The sequence below is a fragment of the Paenibacillus sp. MCAF9 genome (genome assembly GCF_052114265.1).
Classification (GTDB): Bacteria; Bacillota; Bacilli; order Paenibacillales; family Paenibacillaceae; genus Pristimantibacillus.
Window position 1 is genome coordinate 324,626 of record NZ_JBFREL010000007.1, and the last position, 18,936, is coordinate 343,561.

The following is an 18,936-nucleotide window of genomic DNA, read 5'->3' on the forward strand; positions in this document are numbered from 1 at the left end:
AAGGTGAATCAGGATATTCCTGATTCACCTTTTTTGCATCGTTTTAGTCACTTAGCGTCTTGTTCTTCTTTTGACCACAATTGTCGAAACACCAACAACGATCATAGCTAGACCTAGCAGCTGCATAAGCAGGTAGCTGTTCTCGCCTGTTTTAGGCAATACAGGAACGTCTGGTGTTGTGATTCCGCCGCGAGGCGGTTCCTCTACATCAATTTCGAAGAAGATTTCTTCTTCATTGCCATCTTTATCTTTAACGATAATAGAGAATGTATCTTTTCCTTTAAATCCAGGGTCAGGAGTGTAAACCCATTTGCCATCTGGTGTAATGACAACTTTACCATGATCAGGCTTTACGCCTCCAACAGGCACGCTGCCATCAGGAACTTCCACTTCACCTTCAACTGGTTTGTCTACTTCTGTAACTTCCTTTTCTGTGGAAGTAGTTGGCGCAGGCGTCGCAACTGGTGTTGTTGTCGGCTTCGGCGTAGTTGTTGGTTTTGGTGTCGGTGTCGGTGCTATCGTTGGCGTCGGTGTTGGCACGATTACTTTGTTGTTTTTAACCGTGACCGAATTTCCCGATATAGAATTAATGGTGACACTTACTTCGCCGCTGCCGATGATGCTGTAACCAGCAGGTGCTGAGATTTCCTTCAATACATAGTTTCCAAGAGGAAGTCCAGTGAAGGTTACTTTGCCATTTGCAGCCGTCGTTTGTTTGCCGTAGCTCACATTAGAGCTGCTGTACAATTCAAATGTAGCGCCAGCAAGAACGATTGTTGTATTCGCACTGTCTACTTTGGTTACTTCCAGCCTGCCAAGAGGATCTCTTGTATTTTTGATCTCTTTTGATACAGCAGGCGCATTGATCGTAACGTTTACTTCGCCATTGCCAATCATGCTGTAGCCGGATGGAGCTGAGATTTCCTTTAGCATATAGGTGCCGTAAGGAAGATCTGTGAACGATATTTTACCGCTAGAAGACGTTGTTTGTTTGCCTAAGCTTACATTAGCGCTGTTGAATAGCTCAAACGTAGCCCCAGCAAGAACGACCGTAGTATTATCGTAATCTACTTTAGTGACTTCCAAGGTTCCGAGCAGCTTAGCATTTTTCACTTCTTTGCTTACAGTAGAGGCATTAATCACAACGCTTAATTCACCGCTGCCAATGATGCCATAGTTGACAGGTGCTGAGATTTCTTTCAGCACGTAGCTGCCATAAGGAAGACCAGTGAAAGTTAGTTTGCCGGTTGAATCAGTTGTCTTTTTGCCTAGGCTGGCATTGGCGCTGTTGAATAGCTCAAATGTAGCTCCAGCAAGAACAATGGCAGTATTATCATTGTCTACTTTCGTTAATTCCAAGGTTCCGAGCAGCTGAATATTTTTAACCTCTTTTAATACAGTAGACGCATTAATCGTAACATTTACTTCACCGTTGCCGATGATGCTGTAGCCATAAGGTGCCGAGATTTCCTTCAGCACGTAGCTGCCGTAAGGAAGAGCCGTGAATACTGCTTTTCCGTTTGCAGCCGTCGTTTGTTTGCCCATGCTTACATTCGCGCTATTGAAAAGCTCGAACGTAGCTCCGGCAAGAACGATTGACGTATGATCATTGTCTACCTTGGTTACTTCAAGGCTGCCTTCTAGCTTTTCATTTTTCACTTTTTCAGATACTACAGCTGCATTAATGGTCACATTCACTTCGCCGCTGCCCATTATTTTGTAGTCTGCAGGTGCTGAAACTTCTTTTAGTACATAAGTGCCGTAAGAAAGGCCAGTAAAAGATACTTTGCCGCTGGTGTCTGTGGTCTTTTGACCCAAGCTTACATTGGCGCTGTTGAACAGCTCGAATGTTGCTCCTGAAAGAACGATTGCAGGATTAACGCTGTCTACTTTAGTGACTTCCAAAGTACCAAATAGCTTTGTATTTCCCACTTGTTTCGTAACAACAGAAGCATTAATCGTAACATTCACTTCACCGTTGCCGATGATGCTATAGCCGGCAGGCGCTGAAATTTCTTTCAGTACATAGCTGCCATAAGGAAGGCCGGTGAAAGTTGCTTTGCCGTTTGCGGCTGTTGTTTGTGTACCTTGGCTTACATTTGCGCTATTGAAAAGCTCGAACGTCGCTCCGGCCAGAACAGTTGCTGCATTAGCGGAGTCAACTTTCGTTACTTCCAAGCTGCCTAAAAGCTTCGTGTTTTTGATTTCCTTCACAACAGGAACGGTCGTTGAATTGATCGTTACTTCGTAGATGCCTGTACCATCAACTGCGTAGCCAGCTGGTGCACTTTTCTCTTTCAAAGTGTATTTACCGTAACGCAAGCCGTTATATTCAAGCTCGCCATTAGCGTTTTTATATGGTGTGATTACACCGCCGGTCGAATTGCGTGTTAGTTCAAAAACAGCGCCGGACAGCTTGAGCGTTGGATCATCTTTGTCAACTTTAACTACCTTTAAGTCGCCTTTATAGATACTGCCAGTGCCTTCTCCGCCGGATAATGCTATTTTCACCTCTGTCGCATTGTCAACAGGCTTGGAAATACCTCCAGCACCAGTAAAAGTAACCGTATTTGAAATGGTTTCTTTGTCTTTAGCATCAATAATGGATTGGTATTCAAGAATATAAGGTTTGGATATTTCATTGTTGAAGCTGAGCTCAAATGTCTCATCGCTTGAAATAGCTGGATCCGTATTTTCCTTGAAAGTTAGTTTATAGCCATGAACCGGATCTGTAGGGCTAATAGCCGAACCGGTTTTGGTTACATTGCCGTTGCTATTTACGCTTGTAAGATAAAGCTTAAATGATTCTTTGACAAGCGTTTGTTTTTTGCTAGGCACATCATAAATTTTTGCTTCGTCAACAGTGGACTGACCACGGTTAATATAAATTGTCCAATTGACGGAGTCATCGTTTTGCTGGCCTTCTTTGAATACATATTCACCGGCTTTTGGTATCGTCACGGAAGCAGTAAGATCCTTCGTTGTATAACCAGTGCCGCTTAAATAAGCATGATTGTTAATTGTTTTTTCCGTTGCGCCAAGCACTTTTCCATCCACATCCGTTTGGAATGTGATGAGGTAAGGCTCAGTAATTGGATTAGTAAATGCAATCTGCCATTGGTTATTGTTGGCAGTCGTTGGAAGTACAACGCTGTAATTTCCTGTTGGAGCAACGAGTGCACCAGGGGTCGTAGAGCCATTGCTGTTCACAGTCAGCTTGCGTACTTCAATCGATCCAGCCACGAGCTGTTGTACCGATTCCAGCGTATCTGTTACGACGGCATTGGCAATTGTTTTGCTATTGTAGTTAATGCCGATGTTCCATGTGATTTTTTTGTCTGTGGCATTATAGCTGCCATTCTTATAGCCGTTATCCTGTGTGTTCTTATTAGGCGTAAAAGTTGACGTTTCGGATTGATTTTTCTCTGATCCTACAGCAGTCTCTTTCCAGATCAGTTTGCCCGTATTTTTGAAAGAGAAATTTGTATTAGAGAAATAGGATCCGTCCGTATAGTCGTATTTCGTTGTATATGAGATAGTATAAGTAGAATTGCCATCTGGAAAATCGATTTTGAAGCCTTTTGTAGTGTCAGTTGCACCGGCCGGATCATACGTGATGGTATAAAGCGGACTATTCACGACAATACCATTTTGCTTAACAACCAGGGTGCCAGGTACAAGCTTTAAGCCGCCGCTGACGAAAGTATCTTCAAATTTCAAACCAAACAAATTGTATTTATCTCTATTGATTTCAACATTCCAGTCTATCGTTCTATCTTTGTAGTTAGCATTACTATTTGTTTTATGCAAAAAGTGCTGCTTAACATCTACGGTGACCGTATTGGATTCTTTACTATCCGAATAAACCGTATTTTTAATTGCTTTATCGTCATACAAATTGCCAACTGGCTTGGTTTGGTAGGTTATTTTATAAGCGCCAGTGATTGGGTTATTGAAGGACAGCTTAAAACCGTTCTTGGTGTTTTGATTTTTGGGATGACTGCTTACATCATAGTCCAGAGTATAGTCAGTCGACGGTATTTCAGTTCCTGGCGTGCCAGCAACCGGATCGGCCACAGGGAATACTTTAATGGAACCTGGTACAAGCTCATGGCCTTTATCGAACAAATCAGTCAAAACAGCGCTTGCTATCGTATCTTCGCCAAAATTGTATTTAATGGTCCAATCGATGACTTGAGCAGCTTCATTATATGTACCTGATTTCTCAAGCAGTTTGCCGCGGCTGTTTGTTATCGTGTCTGAAGCAGAAACATCGGTAATATTGCTGCCTTTTAATGTAGCCGTATTTTTGAAGTTAGCTTTTGTAATGTCGGTAACAGCGGTATCAAATACAATGCGATAAACCGAATTTATATTTCCTAAGTCTAGCTGCAATTTATTATCAGGTGAAACGGGTGCAGTCACTTGATAGTCAGCAGGCGCATTTTGTAGTATTGGATTAGACAAGACGCCATCGGTGTCTGAAGTCATTTTGTAAACCTTCAGCGAGCCTGGCGTGAAAGTCAGACCAGCAGGAATCGTATCCGTGACAACGGCTCCGTTAACTTTTTTGAGATCCTTGTTCACATCAACTGTCCAAGTAATATTCTCAGCATTAAAGCTCTTATCCGGTGTTCCCTTTTTGCTAATTGGAGATGTCACACCTTTAGGTGCAATCGGAATGGTGATGGTATCGCCGATATTAAATTTAATAGGTACTTCTGTTTGGTTGCCGACGCTTACTTTTGTGAAAAAACTCCAGAAACTGAGTGTTCCGGAAACAGGTGTCCCTTTGTTGATCTGCTCATTAAATGTGACAGTAACCTTATGCCCATTTAACTGATAGGTTCCAACGCTAGGTTCACCAGGTGGAGCACTTAAGGGTTTCTCTGTAATATTTCCGCTGTGCATGACTAATTCTGGAGGCAGATCAAATGTGAATTGATCACCCATGGAGTACTTATGATCCTCGGGAAGCTCCCACTCGTAGTTTAACGAGAGAATATCTTTGTCAAGGTTGACACGGATTTCAGGATTGACATAATAAACAGAATTATAAACTGAAGCGATAACTGAATTAGGTGTAGCTGTGTCAGTCAAAGTCATTTTAGTAATAATATTATCATTAATAGCAGCTGCCTCTACCGGCTTCAAAATACCGGCAAAGTTTACGTATTGAAAAATTAGCAAAAAAGCGATCATGAGTGCAGTTGTCTTTTTTCTCATTTCTTGGTATCCTCCATCTTAAAATGCTCGAGTATTCATTTATTTCTAGTTATTTGGAGCTAGCAGCAAAACATCATCCCTTTCTTTATTAAAATGAGCTTCATGTAGTGATCGGCCTGCTGTTAGTTGGGAGAGTTATGTATATAAGGGTGCTTTGCGATAAAAGCGCCGACCTGACAGAGAGGTAGGAGTACTTGATGGCATTTTTGGTTGAAAACGCATGGTAACCGTACACGATTTCGGCATATTACGATCTATTCCAACATAATTCTTATTCTATAGAACAGTACTATACAATTTCTGAACACGGTAGGTCTTTTTACTCATATATAGTTACAAAAGCATGAATAATTATTGAAAAAAAGCCGATATGAAAATAGATGAAAGAAAATTTCTAATTGTAAACAAAATTGGATGATTGTGAATGTGATAGGAGTGTAGAAAAATGAGGGTTCTTGTAATCGATGATGAAAGACTGGCTCTCGTTCAACTGGAGCGGGTGCTCCGCCAATCGATGGAAATAACGAGCATTGATGTGTTTCAAAATCCAAAACAAGCAGTGGAGCAGGCGAGTGAGCTGCAGCCTGATGTTGTTTTTCTAGATATCCATATGCCTGAATTATCTGGCATTCAAGCAGCCGAGCTTATTCAAGAAATATGTCCGCAAGCAGATATTGTTTTTGTCACGGCGCATGATGAATACGCGATAAAGGCGTTTGAGCTGAATGCAGTTGATTATTTGTTAAAACCGCTTCAGAAATCGCGCGTTGAGATAACAATCGAACGTTTATTGAAGCGCAGGAGCATAAAACCGTTGTCGAAAGAAATTGAGAAGCAGGAGCAGACCGTTTATTGTTTTAAAACGCTGCGTTTTCAATCCTCCCATGGACAGCTTCCAGAGCTGCCGAAATGGCGAACCGCTAAAGCCCAGGAGCTTTTTTGTTATCTGCTGCATCACCGCGGGCAAATTGTACACAAGTCGATACTGCTCGATTTATTTTTTCCAGAGATGGATATGAAGCGAGCGATGACACAGCTGTACACGGCTATCTATCAAATTAGGCAATGCCTTCAGAAAATGAACATGAACATAGCGATTCATAATTCCAGTATTCAAGAAGGTTATATTCTCGATATGGGACAAGTCGTTCTTGATATGGAGCAGTGGGAGCAAGGTATGGTAAAGCTTAGCGGTTCGATTTCAGAGGATCAGGATCAGGCTTTGCGGCTGCTAGGTGAATATGAGGGCGACTATTTACAGGATTACGGATATCTATGGGCGGAGTATGAGCGAGAGCGTTTGCGTCAGCTATGGCTGAGTTTGGCGAGGACGCTAGCTGCTTATTATTTGGAGCGCGGCGATCGAACAAGCGATGCATTGCAATTGTATGAAAGAATACAAACGATGGACCCTTACCAGGAGGAGGAGGGGCTGATCGTGATGAGGCTTTATGATGAGCTGGGCTGTTACGATAAGGTGACTTTCCACTATGAGCGCCTTCTTCAAACGATAGAAAATGATCTGGGACTTACCGTTCCTTTGCAGGTGACGGAGTGGTACAAGCAATGGCAGGAGAAGAAAAACGGCAAGGAAATGCTTTTATGAAAGAGGAACAACAGCATAAATGAGAATACATCAGCGCAGGCGAGCAACTGACTATGCTGTACGTATTCTTTTTTTGTTTTCCGACGTTGCGCGACTTTAAGGATAACGTTATAATAGATGGGAACAAACATTCTTATTTTGAAATATCAGATGAAATGAAATGACTATATTTGACTATAATGATAAAAGCATATATTTCGGAATGATGGGGGTGGATGATAGGCGTGAGTGAGCTCGCAAAAGAAACAAGGCTGTTTGAGTTAAAATCGGATTATACGCCGCAAGGCGATCAACCAAAGGCAATCGAACAGCTTATAGAAGGTATTCATGCAGGTAAGAGACATCAGACGCTTCTGGGAGCAACGGGTACAGGCAAGACGTACACAATTGCGAACATGATCGAGAAGCTAAACCGGCCAACGCTTGTAATTGCCCATAATAAGACGCTGGCAGCACAGCTGTGCAGTGAGTTCAAAACTTTTTTCCCTGACAATGCAGTAGAGTATTTTGTGAGCTACTATGATTATTATCAGCCGGAAGCATACATTCCTTCAACCGATACATTTATTGAGAAGGACTCCAGCATAAACGATGAGATCGATAAGCTTCGACATTCAGCGACGAGCTCTTTGTTTGAACGCCGTGATGTGATCATCGTAGCGAGCGTTTCCTGTATTTACGGTCTCGGATCTCCGACGGAATACGGCGGCCTCGTGCTTTCGCTCCGTGTAGGGATGGAGAAGTCGCGGGATGCGATTCTGCATAAGCTGGTCGATATTCAATATCAGCGCAACGATATCAGCTTTACGCGCGGAACGTTCCGTGTTCGCGGCGACATTGTTGAGATCTTCCCAGTCGCCAATAATGAGCGGGCTATTCGTGTAGAGCTCTTTGGTGATGAGATTGAGCGCATTTCAGAAATTGATGTGCTCACCGGCGAAATCATTGGCGAACGCGATCATATTGCCATTTTCCCTGCTTCTCACTTCGTTACTCAAGAAGAGACGATGAAGGTAGCGCTCGTCAATATTGAGAGGGAGCTGGAGGAACGACTCGCCGAGCTTCGCGAAGCAGGCAAGCTGCTCGAAGCACAGCGGCTGGAGCAGCGGACGCGCTATGATTTGGAAATGATGGCGGAGATGGGCTTTTGCTCAGGCATTGAGAACTATTCGGGGCCGCTCACTTTTAGAGAGCGAGGGGCAACGCCTTATACGCTGCTTGATTATTTCCCTGATGATATGGTTATTGTTATTGATGAGTCCCATGTGTCGCTGCCACAGATTCGAGCGATGTATAATGGTGACCGGGCGCGTAAAGAGATGCTCGTTAATCATGGCTTCCGCCTTCCGTCAGCGATGGATAACAGGCCGCTGCGCTTCGAGGAGTTCGAGGCGAAGGCCAAGCAGCTCGTTTATGTATCTGCAACGCCAGGTCCTTACGAAATTGAGCATACCGACAAAATGATCGAACAAATTATTCGTCCTACCGGTCTAATTGATCCGATTATTGATGTCCGCCCAACGAAGGGACAAATCGATGACTTGCTGAACGAGATTCGGGATCGCATTGCGAAGGACGAACGGGTTCTTGTTACAACACTGACGAAGAAGATGTCAGAGGATTTAACCGATTATATGAAGGAGATAGGCATTAAGGTAAGGTATCTCCATTCCGATATTAAGACGTTGGAGCGATTGGCCATATTGCGTGACCTTAGGCTCGGCGTTTTCCACGTGCTCATTGGAATCAACCTGCTTCGAGAGGGCCTCGATTTGCCTGAGGTATCGCTCGTTACGATTCTCGATGCGGACAAAGAAGGGTTTCTTCGCTCAGATCGCGCGCTTATTCAAACGATTGGACGTGCGGCGAGAAACAGTGAAGGGCGCGTCATCATGTATGGTGATAAGATTACCGATTCTATGGATCGCGCGATCAAAGAAACAGAGCGTCGTCGTACCATTCAGCTGGCATACAACGAGAAACACGGCGTTACGCCGCAAACGATAAAGAAAAAGGTTCACGATGTAATTGAAGCGACGAAGGTAGCCGAGCAGAAAGCCGACTACTTAACCGGTGCCGGCGTGGACAAAATGACCAAGAAAGACCGTCTGGCGCTTGTTCAAAGGCTGGAAGCGGAAATGAAAGACGCAGCAAAAAACTTGCAGTTCGAACGTGCAGCAGAACTGCGGGATGCGCTGCTTGAACTGCGTGCCGAGATGGGCTAAGAAGTAGGAGGAGAAACGATTGGCTAGCGATAAAATAGTTGTGAAGGGCGCTCGCGCCCATAATCTAAAAAACATTGACGTCACGATACCGCGCGACAAATTTGTGGTACTGACGGGGTTAAGCGGCTCCGGTAAATCTTCACTTGCATTTGATACCATCTATGCAGAGGGACAGCGTCGTTACGTTGAATCATTATCCGCTTATGCACGCCAATTTCTTGGGCAAATGGAAAAGCCGGATGTTGATTCTATTGATGGGCTTTCACCAGCTATATCTATTGATCAGAAGACAACAAGCCGCAATCCCCGTTCTACGGTCGGAACGGTTACTGAAATTTATGATTATTTGCGGCTCTTATTTGCCCGTATCGGCAAGCCGCATTGTCCAGAGCATGGGATCGAAATAACGTCGCAGACCGTTGAGCAAATGGTTGACCGAATTATGGAATACCCGGAGAAGACGAAGCTGCAAATTTTGGCTCCGCTTATTTCAGGCCGCAAAGGCGAGCATACCAAGCTGCTCGCAGACATTCAGAAGCAAGGTTTTGTTCGTGTACGCGTGAATGGTGAATTGCGAGAGCTCAGCGAGAAGATTGAGCTGGAAAAAAATAAAAAGCACAGCATCGAAGTGGTTGTCGACCGTATAGTCGTGAAATCAGATATTCAAACGAGGCTTGCGGATTCAATCGAAACTGCACTGAAAATTTCTGAGGGCCGCGTGCTCGTTGATATCATCGATCAGGAGGAGCTTCTATTCAGCTCAAATCTGGCTTGTCCAGAATGCGGTTTTAGTATCGAAGAGCTGGAGCCGCGCATGTTCTCGTTCAATAGTCCTTACGGGGCATGTCCGGATTGTGATGGTTTAGGCATGAAAATGATCGTTGATCCAGATTTGCTCGTACCTGATATGAGCAAGTCGATTGCGGATGCTGCTTTCCTTGCTTGGGCGGGCAGTACGTCAAATTATTATCCGCAGTTTCTAAGTGCGGTTTGCGTGCATTATGGCATACCGCAGGATGTTCCGGTATCCGAGCTTGAGCCGGAGCAGATGAAAAAGATATTATATGGAACAGGCGGAGAGCGTGTACGTTTCTTATATGAGAACGATTTTGGGCACCGCAAAGAGGCTTATGTTCCATTCGAAGGCATCGTTCATAACCTTGAGCGGCGTTATAGAGATACCGCATCGGATATGATGCGCGAGCATATTGAGAACTATATGAGTGCTAAGCCATGTGCAGGCTGTAAGGGACAACGTCTTCGCAAGGAAACTTTAGCGGTTACGATCAACGCGCAGCACATTTCCCAAGTCACCTCCTTATCTATTGGAGATGCACAGCGGTACTTTGATTCGTTAAAGCTGTCTCAGAAGGAAATAGCAATCGCAAACTTGATCTTGAAAGAGATCAACAGCCGACTAGGTTTCCTTGTAAATGTAGGATTAGAGTATTTGTCATTAAGCCGCGCAGCGGGTACACTGTCAGGCGGAGAAGCACAGCGTATTCGATTGGCAACACAAATCGGCTCAAGCCTTATGGGCGTCCTTTATATATTGGACGAGCCAAGCATTGGGCTGCACCAAAGAGATAATGATCGCTTGATTGAGACGCTTGAGCATATGCGCAACCTTGGAAATACGCTCATCGTCGTTGAGCATGACGAGGATACGATGCTGGCAGCCGATTATATTATCGACATCGGGCCTGGAGCGGGTATACACGGAGGCATGGTCATTGCAGAAGGTACGCCAGAGGAAGTGATGGCGAATGAAAACTCATTGACGGGCCAATATTTGAGTGGACGCAAGTTTATTGAAGTGCCTTCCGAGCGCCGCAAGACGAGCGACAAATGGTTAGAGGTTCGTGGCGCGAAGGAGAACAATTTAAGAAACGTAAATGTGAAGATTCCACTTGGTGTATTCTCAGCGGTAACCGGTGTTTCGGGTTCTGGGAAGTCGACCTTCGTTAATGAAATTTTGTACAAAACGTTAGCGCGTGATTTGAACAAAGCGAAGACGCGTCCTGGACAGTACAAGGAAATGCGAGGCATCGAGCATTTGGAGAAGGTCATCGATATTGACCAATCGCCAATCGGCCGAACGCCAAGATCAAATCCAGCTACGTATACCGGAGTATTTGATGATATCCGTGATTTGTATGCGAGTACGACGGAATCGAAAGTACGCGGCTACAAGAAGGGAAGATTCAGCTTCAATGTGAAGGGCGGACGCTGCGAAGCCTGTCGCGGCGATGGGATCATTAAGATTGAGATGCACTTCCTTCCTGATGTCTATGTGCCTTGTGAGATTTGCAAAGGTAAACGATATAATCGAGAGACGCTGGAAGTGAAATACAAAGGTAAAAATATTGCAGAAGTGCTGGAAATGACCATAGAGGACGGCTGTTCATTCTTCGAGAACATTCCTCGTATTCATCGGAAAGTACAGACGCTGCTTGATGTAGGTCTTGGCTATATGAAGCTGGGTCAACCAGCTACCACATTATCAGGTGGTGAAGCACAGCGCGTTAAGCTGGCTGCTGAACTTTATCGTCGTTCCACGGGCAAGACGCTTTACATTTTGGATGAACCAACAACGGGCTTGCACGTACATGACATCGACAGATTGTTGACCGTTCTTCACCGCTTGGTTGATTCAGGTGAATCCGTACTCGTTATTGAGCATAACTTGGACGTCATTAAGACGGCGGATTATTTGATAGATCTAGGTCCAGAAGGCGGCAATGGCGGCGGTATGATTGTTGCAACAGGCACGCCGGAACAGGTTATCAAAGTTGAGCAATCGTATACAGGCAAATATTTAAAACCGATTCTTGAGCGTGATCGCGAACGTACAACAGCGCGTCATAAAGAGAATCTGAAGGTTGCTGCGGCAGCCGAATAATGAAGTGAAAAGAGGGAGCAAGCTGAGTATTCACTCAGTTTGCTCCCTCTTTTTTTTTGCATATTTTCAACCTAAATAATATGAAACAACAATTAAGAATAAATGAAAGTGATTAAGCTCAAAAAACGTGTGAACAGATAAAAAGTAAAATATGTTCCAAAATACAAAGATCTAATTCTTATGAGCCTCCCGTTTTTTTTCTAAAATGAAGCATATAAACAAAGTTTGAAGGAGGAGCTTCATGAGACAGAAAAAAACGTTAGTCCAGCTCAGTATGGGAGCAAGGGAGCAAATTGCAGGCTATTTATTCGTTGCTCCTTTAATGATCGGACTCGTTGTACTTACATTGATTCCTGTATTAGGATCACTGCTGCTTAGCTTTACGAGTTGGAATTTTGTTGCGGGAATTGATGCAATAAAATTTGTAGGTTTTGATAATTTTGAACGGCTGTTTAATGACTCTGTTTTTATGAAAAGTTTAGTAAACAATCTCATCTTCATTATTACGGTGCCCATTACGATCGTACTGGCATTGGTGCTGTCGATCATTATTGATAAGCATGTGTACTTGAAGGATATGTTTAAAGTCGTTTACTTTTTACCGTACATTTCTAGTGTTGTGGCTGTAGCTATGGTATGGCAGGTGCTCTTCCATCCTTCGTATGGACCGGTAAACAATTTCTTAATTTCGATCGGATTCGAGAATCCACCGAAGTGGCTGGCCGATATCGACTATGCGATGCCATCCTTGATGATGATTCAAATTTGGATTCTGCTCGGCTATAACATTATTATTTTCATAGCTGGCTTGCAGGGCATACCGAAAGATCTTTATGAAGCAGCTGACATTGACGGCGCGAATACTTGGACTAAATTCCGTAAAATTACGGTGCCTTGCATATCGCCAACTACGTTCTTCCTGCTCGTAACTGGAATTATTGGTACTTTCAAAATTTTCGATTTGATTCAAGTGTTAACGCAGGGCGGTCCCGCTAACTCAACGACCGTTATCGTATATGAATTATATGACACAGCATTCAATCAATTAAAAACAGGCTACGCATCGAGTATGGCTCTCGTACTTTTTGTCATTTGCCTAGCAATAACAGGCTTGCAGATGCTCGCACAAAAAAAATGGGTGAACTATTAATTCAGGAAGGAGGAATTGGCAATGAAAAATGTGAATGTGTCCAAAATCGTATGGACAATTATTATGGCAGCCTTCGGCATGATGTCGCTGCTCCCATTCTTGTGGATGCTGACCACCTCATTCAAACCGGAAGCAGATGTGTTCAACTTTCCAATTGAATGGATTCCAACGAAGTGGCATTTGATCGAAAATTACAAACAAGTGTGGACAGGAGGGTTTCTCCGGTATTACACGAACTCCATATACATTACTTTAACGACAACCGTGATCAATGTATTCGTATGTGCACTGGCAGCGTTCGGCTTCTCTAAACTGCGTTTCCGAGGCAGAGACACGATGTTCCTTCTTGTTCTTGCCTTATATATGGTGCCGCCACAAGCGTCGTTGGTACCGCAATTTTTATTGTTCAACTGGTTGAACCTCATCGATACGCATATTGGTCTTATTCTTATTAACAGCTTTAGTATTATTGGAGCGTTTATGCTCAGACAATTTTTTATGGGCGTAAATAATGAATATATGGAATCGGCGCGCATGGATGGTGCAGGCCATTTTCGTTCCTTTTTTCAAATTGCGCTGCCGCTCATTCGTCCGGGTCTAGCGACCTACGCGATTCTGCGATTTATATGGACATGGAATGATTACCAGTATCCGCTTATCTTTTTGAAGTCGAAGGATCTATTTACGATTCAGTTGGGCATTAGGCTTTTTGGAGACCAATATGGTGATATTTACTCCCTTATGATGGCAGGCGCAGTATCGGCGATCGTTCCTTTGCTTATTATTTTTGCGATTGGTCAAAAACAGGTTATCGAAGGCATTTCTCTTGGCGGTGTAAAAGGGTAACAAAGTCAAAATAGTTTCTCTTCAGTAAAATATGGGAACTTCGAATCAGAAATGAACGTGGTAGGATTTGTTTGTAGACGTTTTCATAACTAGTCGTGTTATAAATATTAGGAGGGTTACGATGAAAAAGAGATTATCGATGATGTTATTGGGGTTAGCAGTATTCGCATCGGCTTGTTCCGGGGGCAATAATGGTGGAAATTCAAATGCTGGCGGCGCGACAAACGCGACTAATGCTCCAAAAGAGCCAGCAGCAGAGCAAGTAACACTGAAGCTAAGCACGTGGCAAACGGACGGCAAGGCAAAGTGGACGGAAGTTATTTCGGCTTTTGAAGAAAAACATCCGAATATTAAGGTAGAACTTGACCTCTTGAATGAAAAAGGCGATTCCATTGCTTCCATGCAAAAGCTGGATCTAATGGCTGCATCCAATGATCAGCTTGATATTATCGAATTGCCTTACACGAACTATTCACAGCGCGCAGATATTGGATTGCTGGAGCCTTTGGATAGCTATATCGAAAAGGATGGATATAAATACGAAGACGAGTACCTGGTAGACACGAAGGTAAACGATAAAATTTACGCTTTGCCTTCCTCCATGCAGCGTTGGTTCGTGCTTTTGAATAAAGAAATGCTCGACGAGGCTGGATTGCCCGTTCCAACGGACTGGACTTGGAAAGAGTTTATGGAATATGCGCAAAAATTAACGAAGGGCGAAGGAACAACGAAACGTTATGGAGCTTATTTGCATAACTGGCCGGATTACTTCCAATTGCAAATGATGAGCAAGCCTTCGGAAAATACATTCCTGAAAGCGGATGGCACATCCAATGCGACGGACCCTGTGCTTAAAGCAAACTTGGAAATGATGAAAAAAATGATGTATGAAGACAAGAGCGCTAATATGTACGAGGATATTATTTCGCAAAAGCTTGCTTACCGCAACCAATATTTCAACGGTCTAGCCGCAATGCTGCCGATGGGTGACTGGATGGTAGCTGAGTCCGGAGGTACGGATGCCATTCCAGCTAATTTCGTAACTGCATTCGCACCGCTTCCGAAATTGGATGGCGAAAGCAAACATTATTCCCCAGTACAACCGACTTATATGGGAGTTGCGGCGAAATCGAAAAATAAAGAAGCGGCTTACACCTTTGTAAGATGGTATACCTCTGAAGGTCTTGCTGTCAGCGGCCGTGTATTCTCCGGCTGGGCGAAGTCTGATTCCAGCAAGCTTATCGATACCATTGTGGCGGCTGCAAAAGATCCTTCAAAAATCGATGTAGAGTCATTGAAATATACGATGAGCACTACGGTTCCAGGAAATGCGCCAGTACCTGCCAAATATGCAGATGAAGCGAAAAATACAGTTATTCCAGAAGCGGAATTGTATATCTTAGGCAAACAAGACGTGGATACAACGATTGCAAACATTGATAAAAATATCGCAGAGGTTGTTAAGAATAACGGAAATTAATGACGAGTTTTATTGAAATTGATCTTTCGTATTAAAGGGCTTACAATGTTTTGGGACAGAAAGAGCATCAATTTCTGTCCCTATTCTATTCAGATATGAGGCCTGCACTTGTGTTAATTCGACAAGATTCATTACGGATGAAATTAGTTTGGTCAGCATTGATTTGTTTTGTCATTCCGCTAGCTGTTATTTACCTCGTCACCAACTATTTAACGAAAGATATTATTTTGGACAAAGTGGTCATGAATGCGGAAGACTCGCTCAAGGTTGCTAAATCAGAAATTAACAGCGTGTTTGAGCAGACATTGAATTTATCGAATTTTGTGTTAATGAATGCTGAAATACGTCAAATGCTAATGGTCAACAAAGCTGAATTAACGCTGCAGGAGCAAAAGCAGGAATATGCGGTTAATTTCAGTAAGCTGTCGCGAATTTTGGATGATCTTTTTATTCAAAAAAATGATTTTCAAGTTACGATTTTAGGGGTGAAGGAACCCTTTTATACAAACTATTCACACAGTGATTTGAACCCGAGATTGTGGTACGAGAGAAAATGGTTTCATCAATTAAATGAGCTGCCGATATTTTCTACCTATTGGCTTGGCGAACAAATTCAAACAGACAAGATGACGACGAATTACGTAACGATGGGAAGACCGATCAAGAAGACGGCAAGTATTCCAATTGGCTATATGATCGTTAATATAAATGAGCGCTTAATACGCCCCTATCTTACAACAAATGAGAATCAGGAAATGTTTTTGTTAGACTCAAACGGCGTCGTGATCTCGCAAGCGAACCCATCCAAAATAGGAGAAAAGCTGCTTTGGTGGAAGCCGGAGGGGATGGGCCGAACGATCGAAATCGAAAGAAAAAAATATGTTTATGTCGAGCAAAAATTAGAGAGCAACGATTGGCGGGTCGTTAGCCTTATTCCAATGTCTGCGGCCATTGATAAAAACAAACAGGTGTTGTTCGTTAGCTTCATCGTTCAAGCGTTGTTCTTCTCGTTATTTTTCGTGCTGTTGACAATCCGAATATCTGCATTAACGAAGCCTATTCGTGATTTAAGCGTGTTTGTTACGAAAATTGGACGTGGTCAGCTCGACGAGCGCAATAATATACGCGGGCATAACGAAGTCGGCCATTTAGCGAAAACGATAGATTTTATGCTGGATCGCATTCAAGAGATGTTCGAGCAAATTACATTAGAGCAGGCGAAAAAACGAAAAGCGGAGCTAGAAATGCTTCAGGCTCAAATTAATCCGCATTTTATGTTTAACCTGCTCAATTCGATAAGGCTCAATATACTGATTCAAGGGGATCAGGAGAATGCGGAATTAATCAAATCGCTTTCCTCTTTATTGCGAATGACGATTAATCGGGATAATGAGTTTATTCCTCTGGAGGAAGAGGGAGACACCGTGCTCCATTATGTGAAGCTTATGAATTTCCGGCATGCCAATCAAGTAAGAGTCGCTTATAACTTTGAGGCTGGCTGCGAGCAAGCATTGGTTCCGCGATTCATGATTCAACCGTTAATAGAGAATGCGATCATTCATGGATTCGAACAATTTGACGGTGAAATATTTATCGATGCGAACAAAGAGCATGACAATGGACGTGAGCTGCTTCGAATTGTGGTGCGAGATAACGGAATTGGAATGACTAAAGATAAGCTGAAAGAGCTTCAAGCGAAAAGTGAGGATGTACGCGACCCGCAGGAAAGCGAAAATAAAAGCTTTTCGGGCATCGGCGTAAAAAATGTGTTTCAGAGGCTGCGGCTCGTTTATGGAGAGTATGTCAAAACCACAATTGAGAGCGAGTCAGGTGTCGGAACGAAGATAACATTAATATTCCCATTCGAGTGTAAGAGAGCAGGTGCGCAGCATGTTGACGGCAATTCTAGTGGATGATGATTATCCGGTAGTACGTTATCTCTCTCAAACTGTTTTGTGGCATGAACTTGATATCCATTTGATCGGCTGTTATTCAAACGGTCTTGAGGCTTGGGAGGCAGCATGCCAGAGTCCGCCTGATATTATACTAACCGATATTGGCATGCCAAAAATGAGCGGGCTTGAGATGCTTGAGAAGTTTTGTGAAATTAATCCAAAAGGCAGAGCCGTTGTTCTGTCCTGCCACAATGAATTTAAATATGCACAGCAAGCGCTGAAATTGAATGTGAAAGATTATATTTTGAAAGAAAGCTTGGATGTCGAGCAACTACAAGCCATATTGAAAAATATCGTGACCGATTTGCAATTAGAGAACAAAAAAGCGACGGATATGGTGTTGTACAAGCAAAAGAATCAATCCGCGTTTAAAGAAAAGTTTTTGAAAGACACCTTGTTTCAATCCTATTGGACAAAGGAAGCATGGTTGGAGCAAGCTCGGACGAACGGTATTTCACTCGATGCCAAAAGCTATATTCCACTAGTCGTTATTATTGATCGCATGTCGACCGTTGCAAGCAACAGGAAGTTGAACGATTATACGATTGCGTTCTCCGTTGAAAACGTCTTGCACGACTTATTGGATGCTTCACGTTGGGTGACCTTTCGTTATAGCAATAAGCAGTTAGTTATTTTGTACGGCAGCAATGATCCAGCCAAAGAGCAGCAAGAGATTTATTATGCGATGCAGGAAGCTATTGCCGTGATCTACAAGTATTTAAAAATATCCGTCTCCTGTATACAAGGAAGAGAAACGAGAGGGCCGAAAGAAATGCAAGGGGTCCTGCTTCCGATGCTGAAAGAGCCGGAGCATTGCTTTTATCTCAAAGAATCGGCAGTACACCATTTCGGAGTGGTGTCATTTTCCAAAGATGATATGTATACAGAGTATTCTCAATTGTTTGCGAGCATCAATCAAAGCATCGCTTTAAATGAACCAGACGAGCTGCGGAAAACGATTGTGGAGTGGACGCATGAGGTTCGAGCAAGAAGGTTTCATCCGAGCAACGTAAAGGAATTAGTGCTGCAGCTGCTCATGGACCTGCAAATGAAAACAAAAGTTACACTGCAGTATCACCCATTCTTATCGGAAGAGAAGCTGTACGATGCGGTGAATGCGATTGAAACATTAGATCATTTGGAAGAATGGATGATCCAGCATTTGAATGAGCTATCCAGAAGGCTAAGTATATATGCGATCAGCTCTAAACGTACGGAAGTGATCAAAGCACAGCAATTTGTTGTGTCGCATGTAACGGAGAAAATGACGCTGGAGGATATGGCTAACCATTTGAACTTGAATTCCAGTTATTTTAGCCGCTTGTTTAAAAAAGAGACAAATCAAAATTTCATCGAATATGTCAATATGGTCAAGCTTCAGAAAGCGAAGGAGCTTCTCCAGCAATCCAGCAAAAGCGTTGAAGAGATTTCCGATTATTTGGGTTATGCCAACAAAAGTTATTTCATTAAGTTGTTCAAACGTGAGATGGGCATGAGACCTAGCGAATATTCGGTTTGGAGCAAAGGTCATTTTGAGTGAAACGGA

At 43.3% G+C, this 18,936-nt stretch carries 9 protein-coding genes; 8 read left to right on the top strand and 1 reads right to left on the bottom strand.

Features of this window, described 5'->3' with window-relative positions; all coding sequences use genetic code 11:
• Nucleotides 1-51: 51 nt before the first annotated feature.
• Complete coding sequence (locus AB4Z45_RS15520) at nt 52-5,226, bottom strand: SpaA isopeptide-forming pilin-related protein (RefSeq protein WP_441910234.1); 5,175 nt, start codon at nt 5,224-5,226, stop codon at nt 52-54.
• Between the two features lie 445 nt (nt 5,227-5,671).
• Here AB4Z45_RS15520 and AB4Z45_RS15525 point away from each other — a divergent pair, with 445 nt between their 5' ends.
• The 8 genes from AB4Z45_RS15525 to AB4Z45_RS15560 all read left to right on the top strand — a co-directional run bounded on the left by AB4Z45_RS15525 (nt 5,672) and on the right by AB4Z45_RS15560 (nt 18,930).
• On the top strand, nt 5,672-6,832 hold the full coding sequence (locus tag AB4Z45_RS15525; protein ID WP_441910235.1) for a response regulator: 1,161 nt from the start codon (nt 5,672-5,674) through the stop codon (nt 6,830-6,832).
• A 224-nt stretch (nt 6,833-7,056) separates the two neighbouring features.
• Nucleotides 7,057-9,057, top strand: coding sequence for an excinuclease ABC subunit UvrB (uvrB, locus tag AB4Z45_RS15530; protein ID WP_441910236.1), 2,001 nt, complete (start codon nt 7,057-7,059; stop codon nt 9,055-9,057).
• Between the two features lie 19 nt (nt 9,058-9,076).
• Nucleotides 9,077-11,959, top strand: coding sequence for an excinuclease ABC subunit UvrA (uvrA, locus tag AB4Z45_RS15535; RefSeq protein ID WP_339205325.1), 2,883 nt, complete (start codon nt 9,077-9,079; stop codon nt 11,957-11,959).
• A gap of 241 nt (nt 11,960-12,200) precedes the next feature.
• The gene (locus AB4Z45_RS15540; protein WP_076266160.1) at nt 12,201-13,109 is read left to right on the top strand and encodes a carbohydrate ABC transporter permease; all 909 of its coding nucleotides are present in this window, start codon (nt 12,201-12,203) and stop codon (nt 13,107-13,109) included.
• A 21-nt stretch (nt 13,110-13,130) separates the two neighbouring features.
• The gene (locus tag AB4Z45_RS15545) at nt 13,131-13,955 is read left to right on the top strand and encodes a carbohydrate ABC transporter permease (RefSeq protein WP_339205323.1); all 825 of its coding nucleotides are present in this window, start codon (nt 13,131-13,133) and stop codon (nt 13,953-13,955) included.
• Between the two features lie 121 nt (nt 13,956-14,076).
• Nucleotides 14,077-15,435, top strand: a complete 1,359-nt coding sequence (locus AB4Z45_RS15550) for an ABC transporter substrate-binding protein (protein WP_076266158.1) — start codon at nt 14,077-14,079, stop codon at nt 15,433-15,435.
• Nucleotides 15,436-15,545: 110 nt separating this feature from the next.
• Entirely contained in the window at nt 15,546-17,351 is a 1,806-nt protein-coding gene (locus AB4Z45_RS15555; RefSeq protein WP_441910237.1) for a cache domain-containing sensor histidine kinase, read from the top strand.
• Entirely contained in the window at nt 17,326-18,930 is a 1,605-nt protein-coding gene (locus AB4Z45_RS15560) for a response regulator transcription factor (protein WP_441910238.1), read from the top strand. Before AB4Z45_RS15555 ends, AB4Z45_RS15560 begins: the two co-directional genes overlap by 26 nt.
• Nucleotides 18,931-18,936 lie beyond the last annotated feature (6 nt).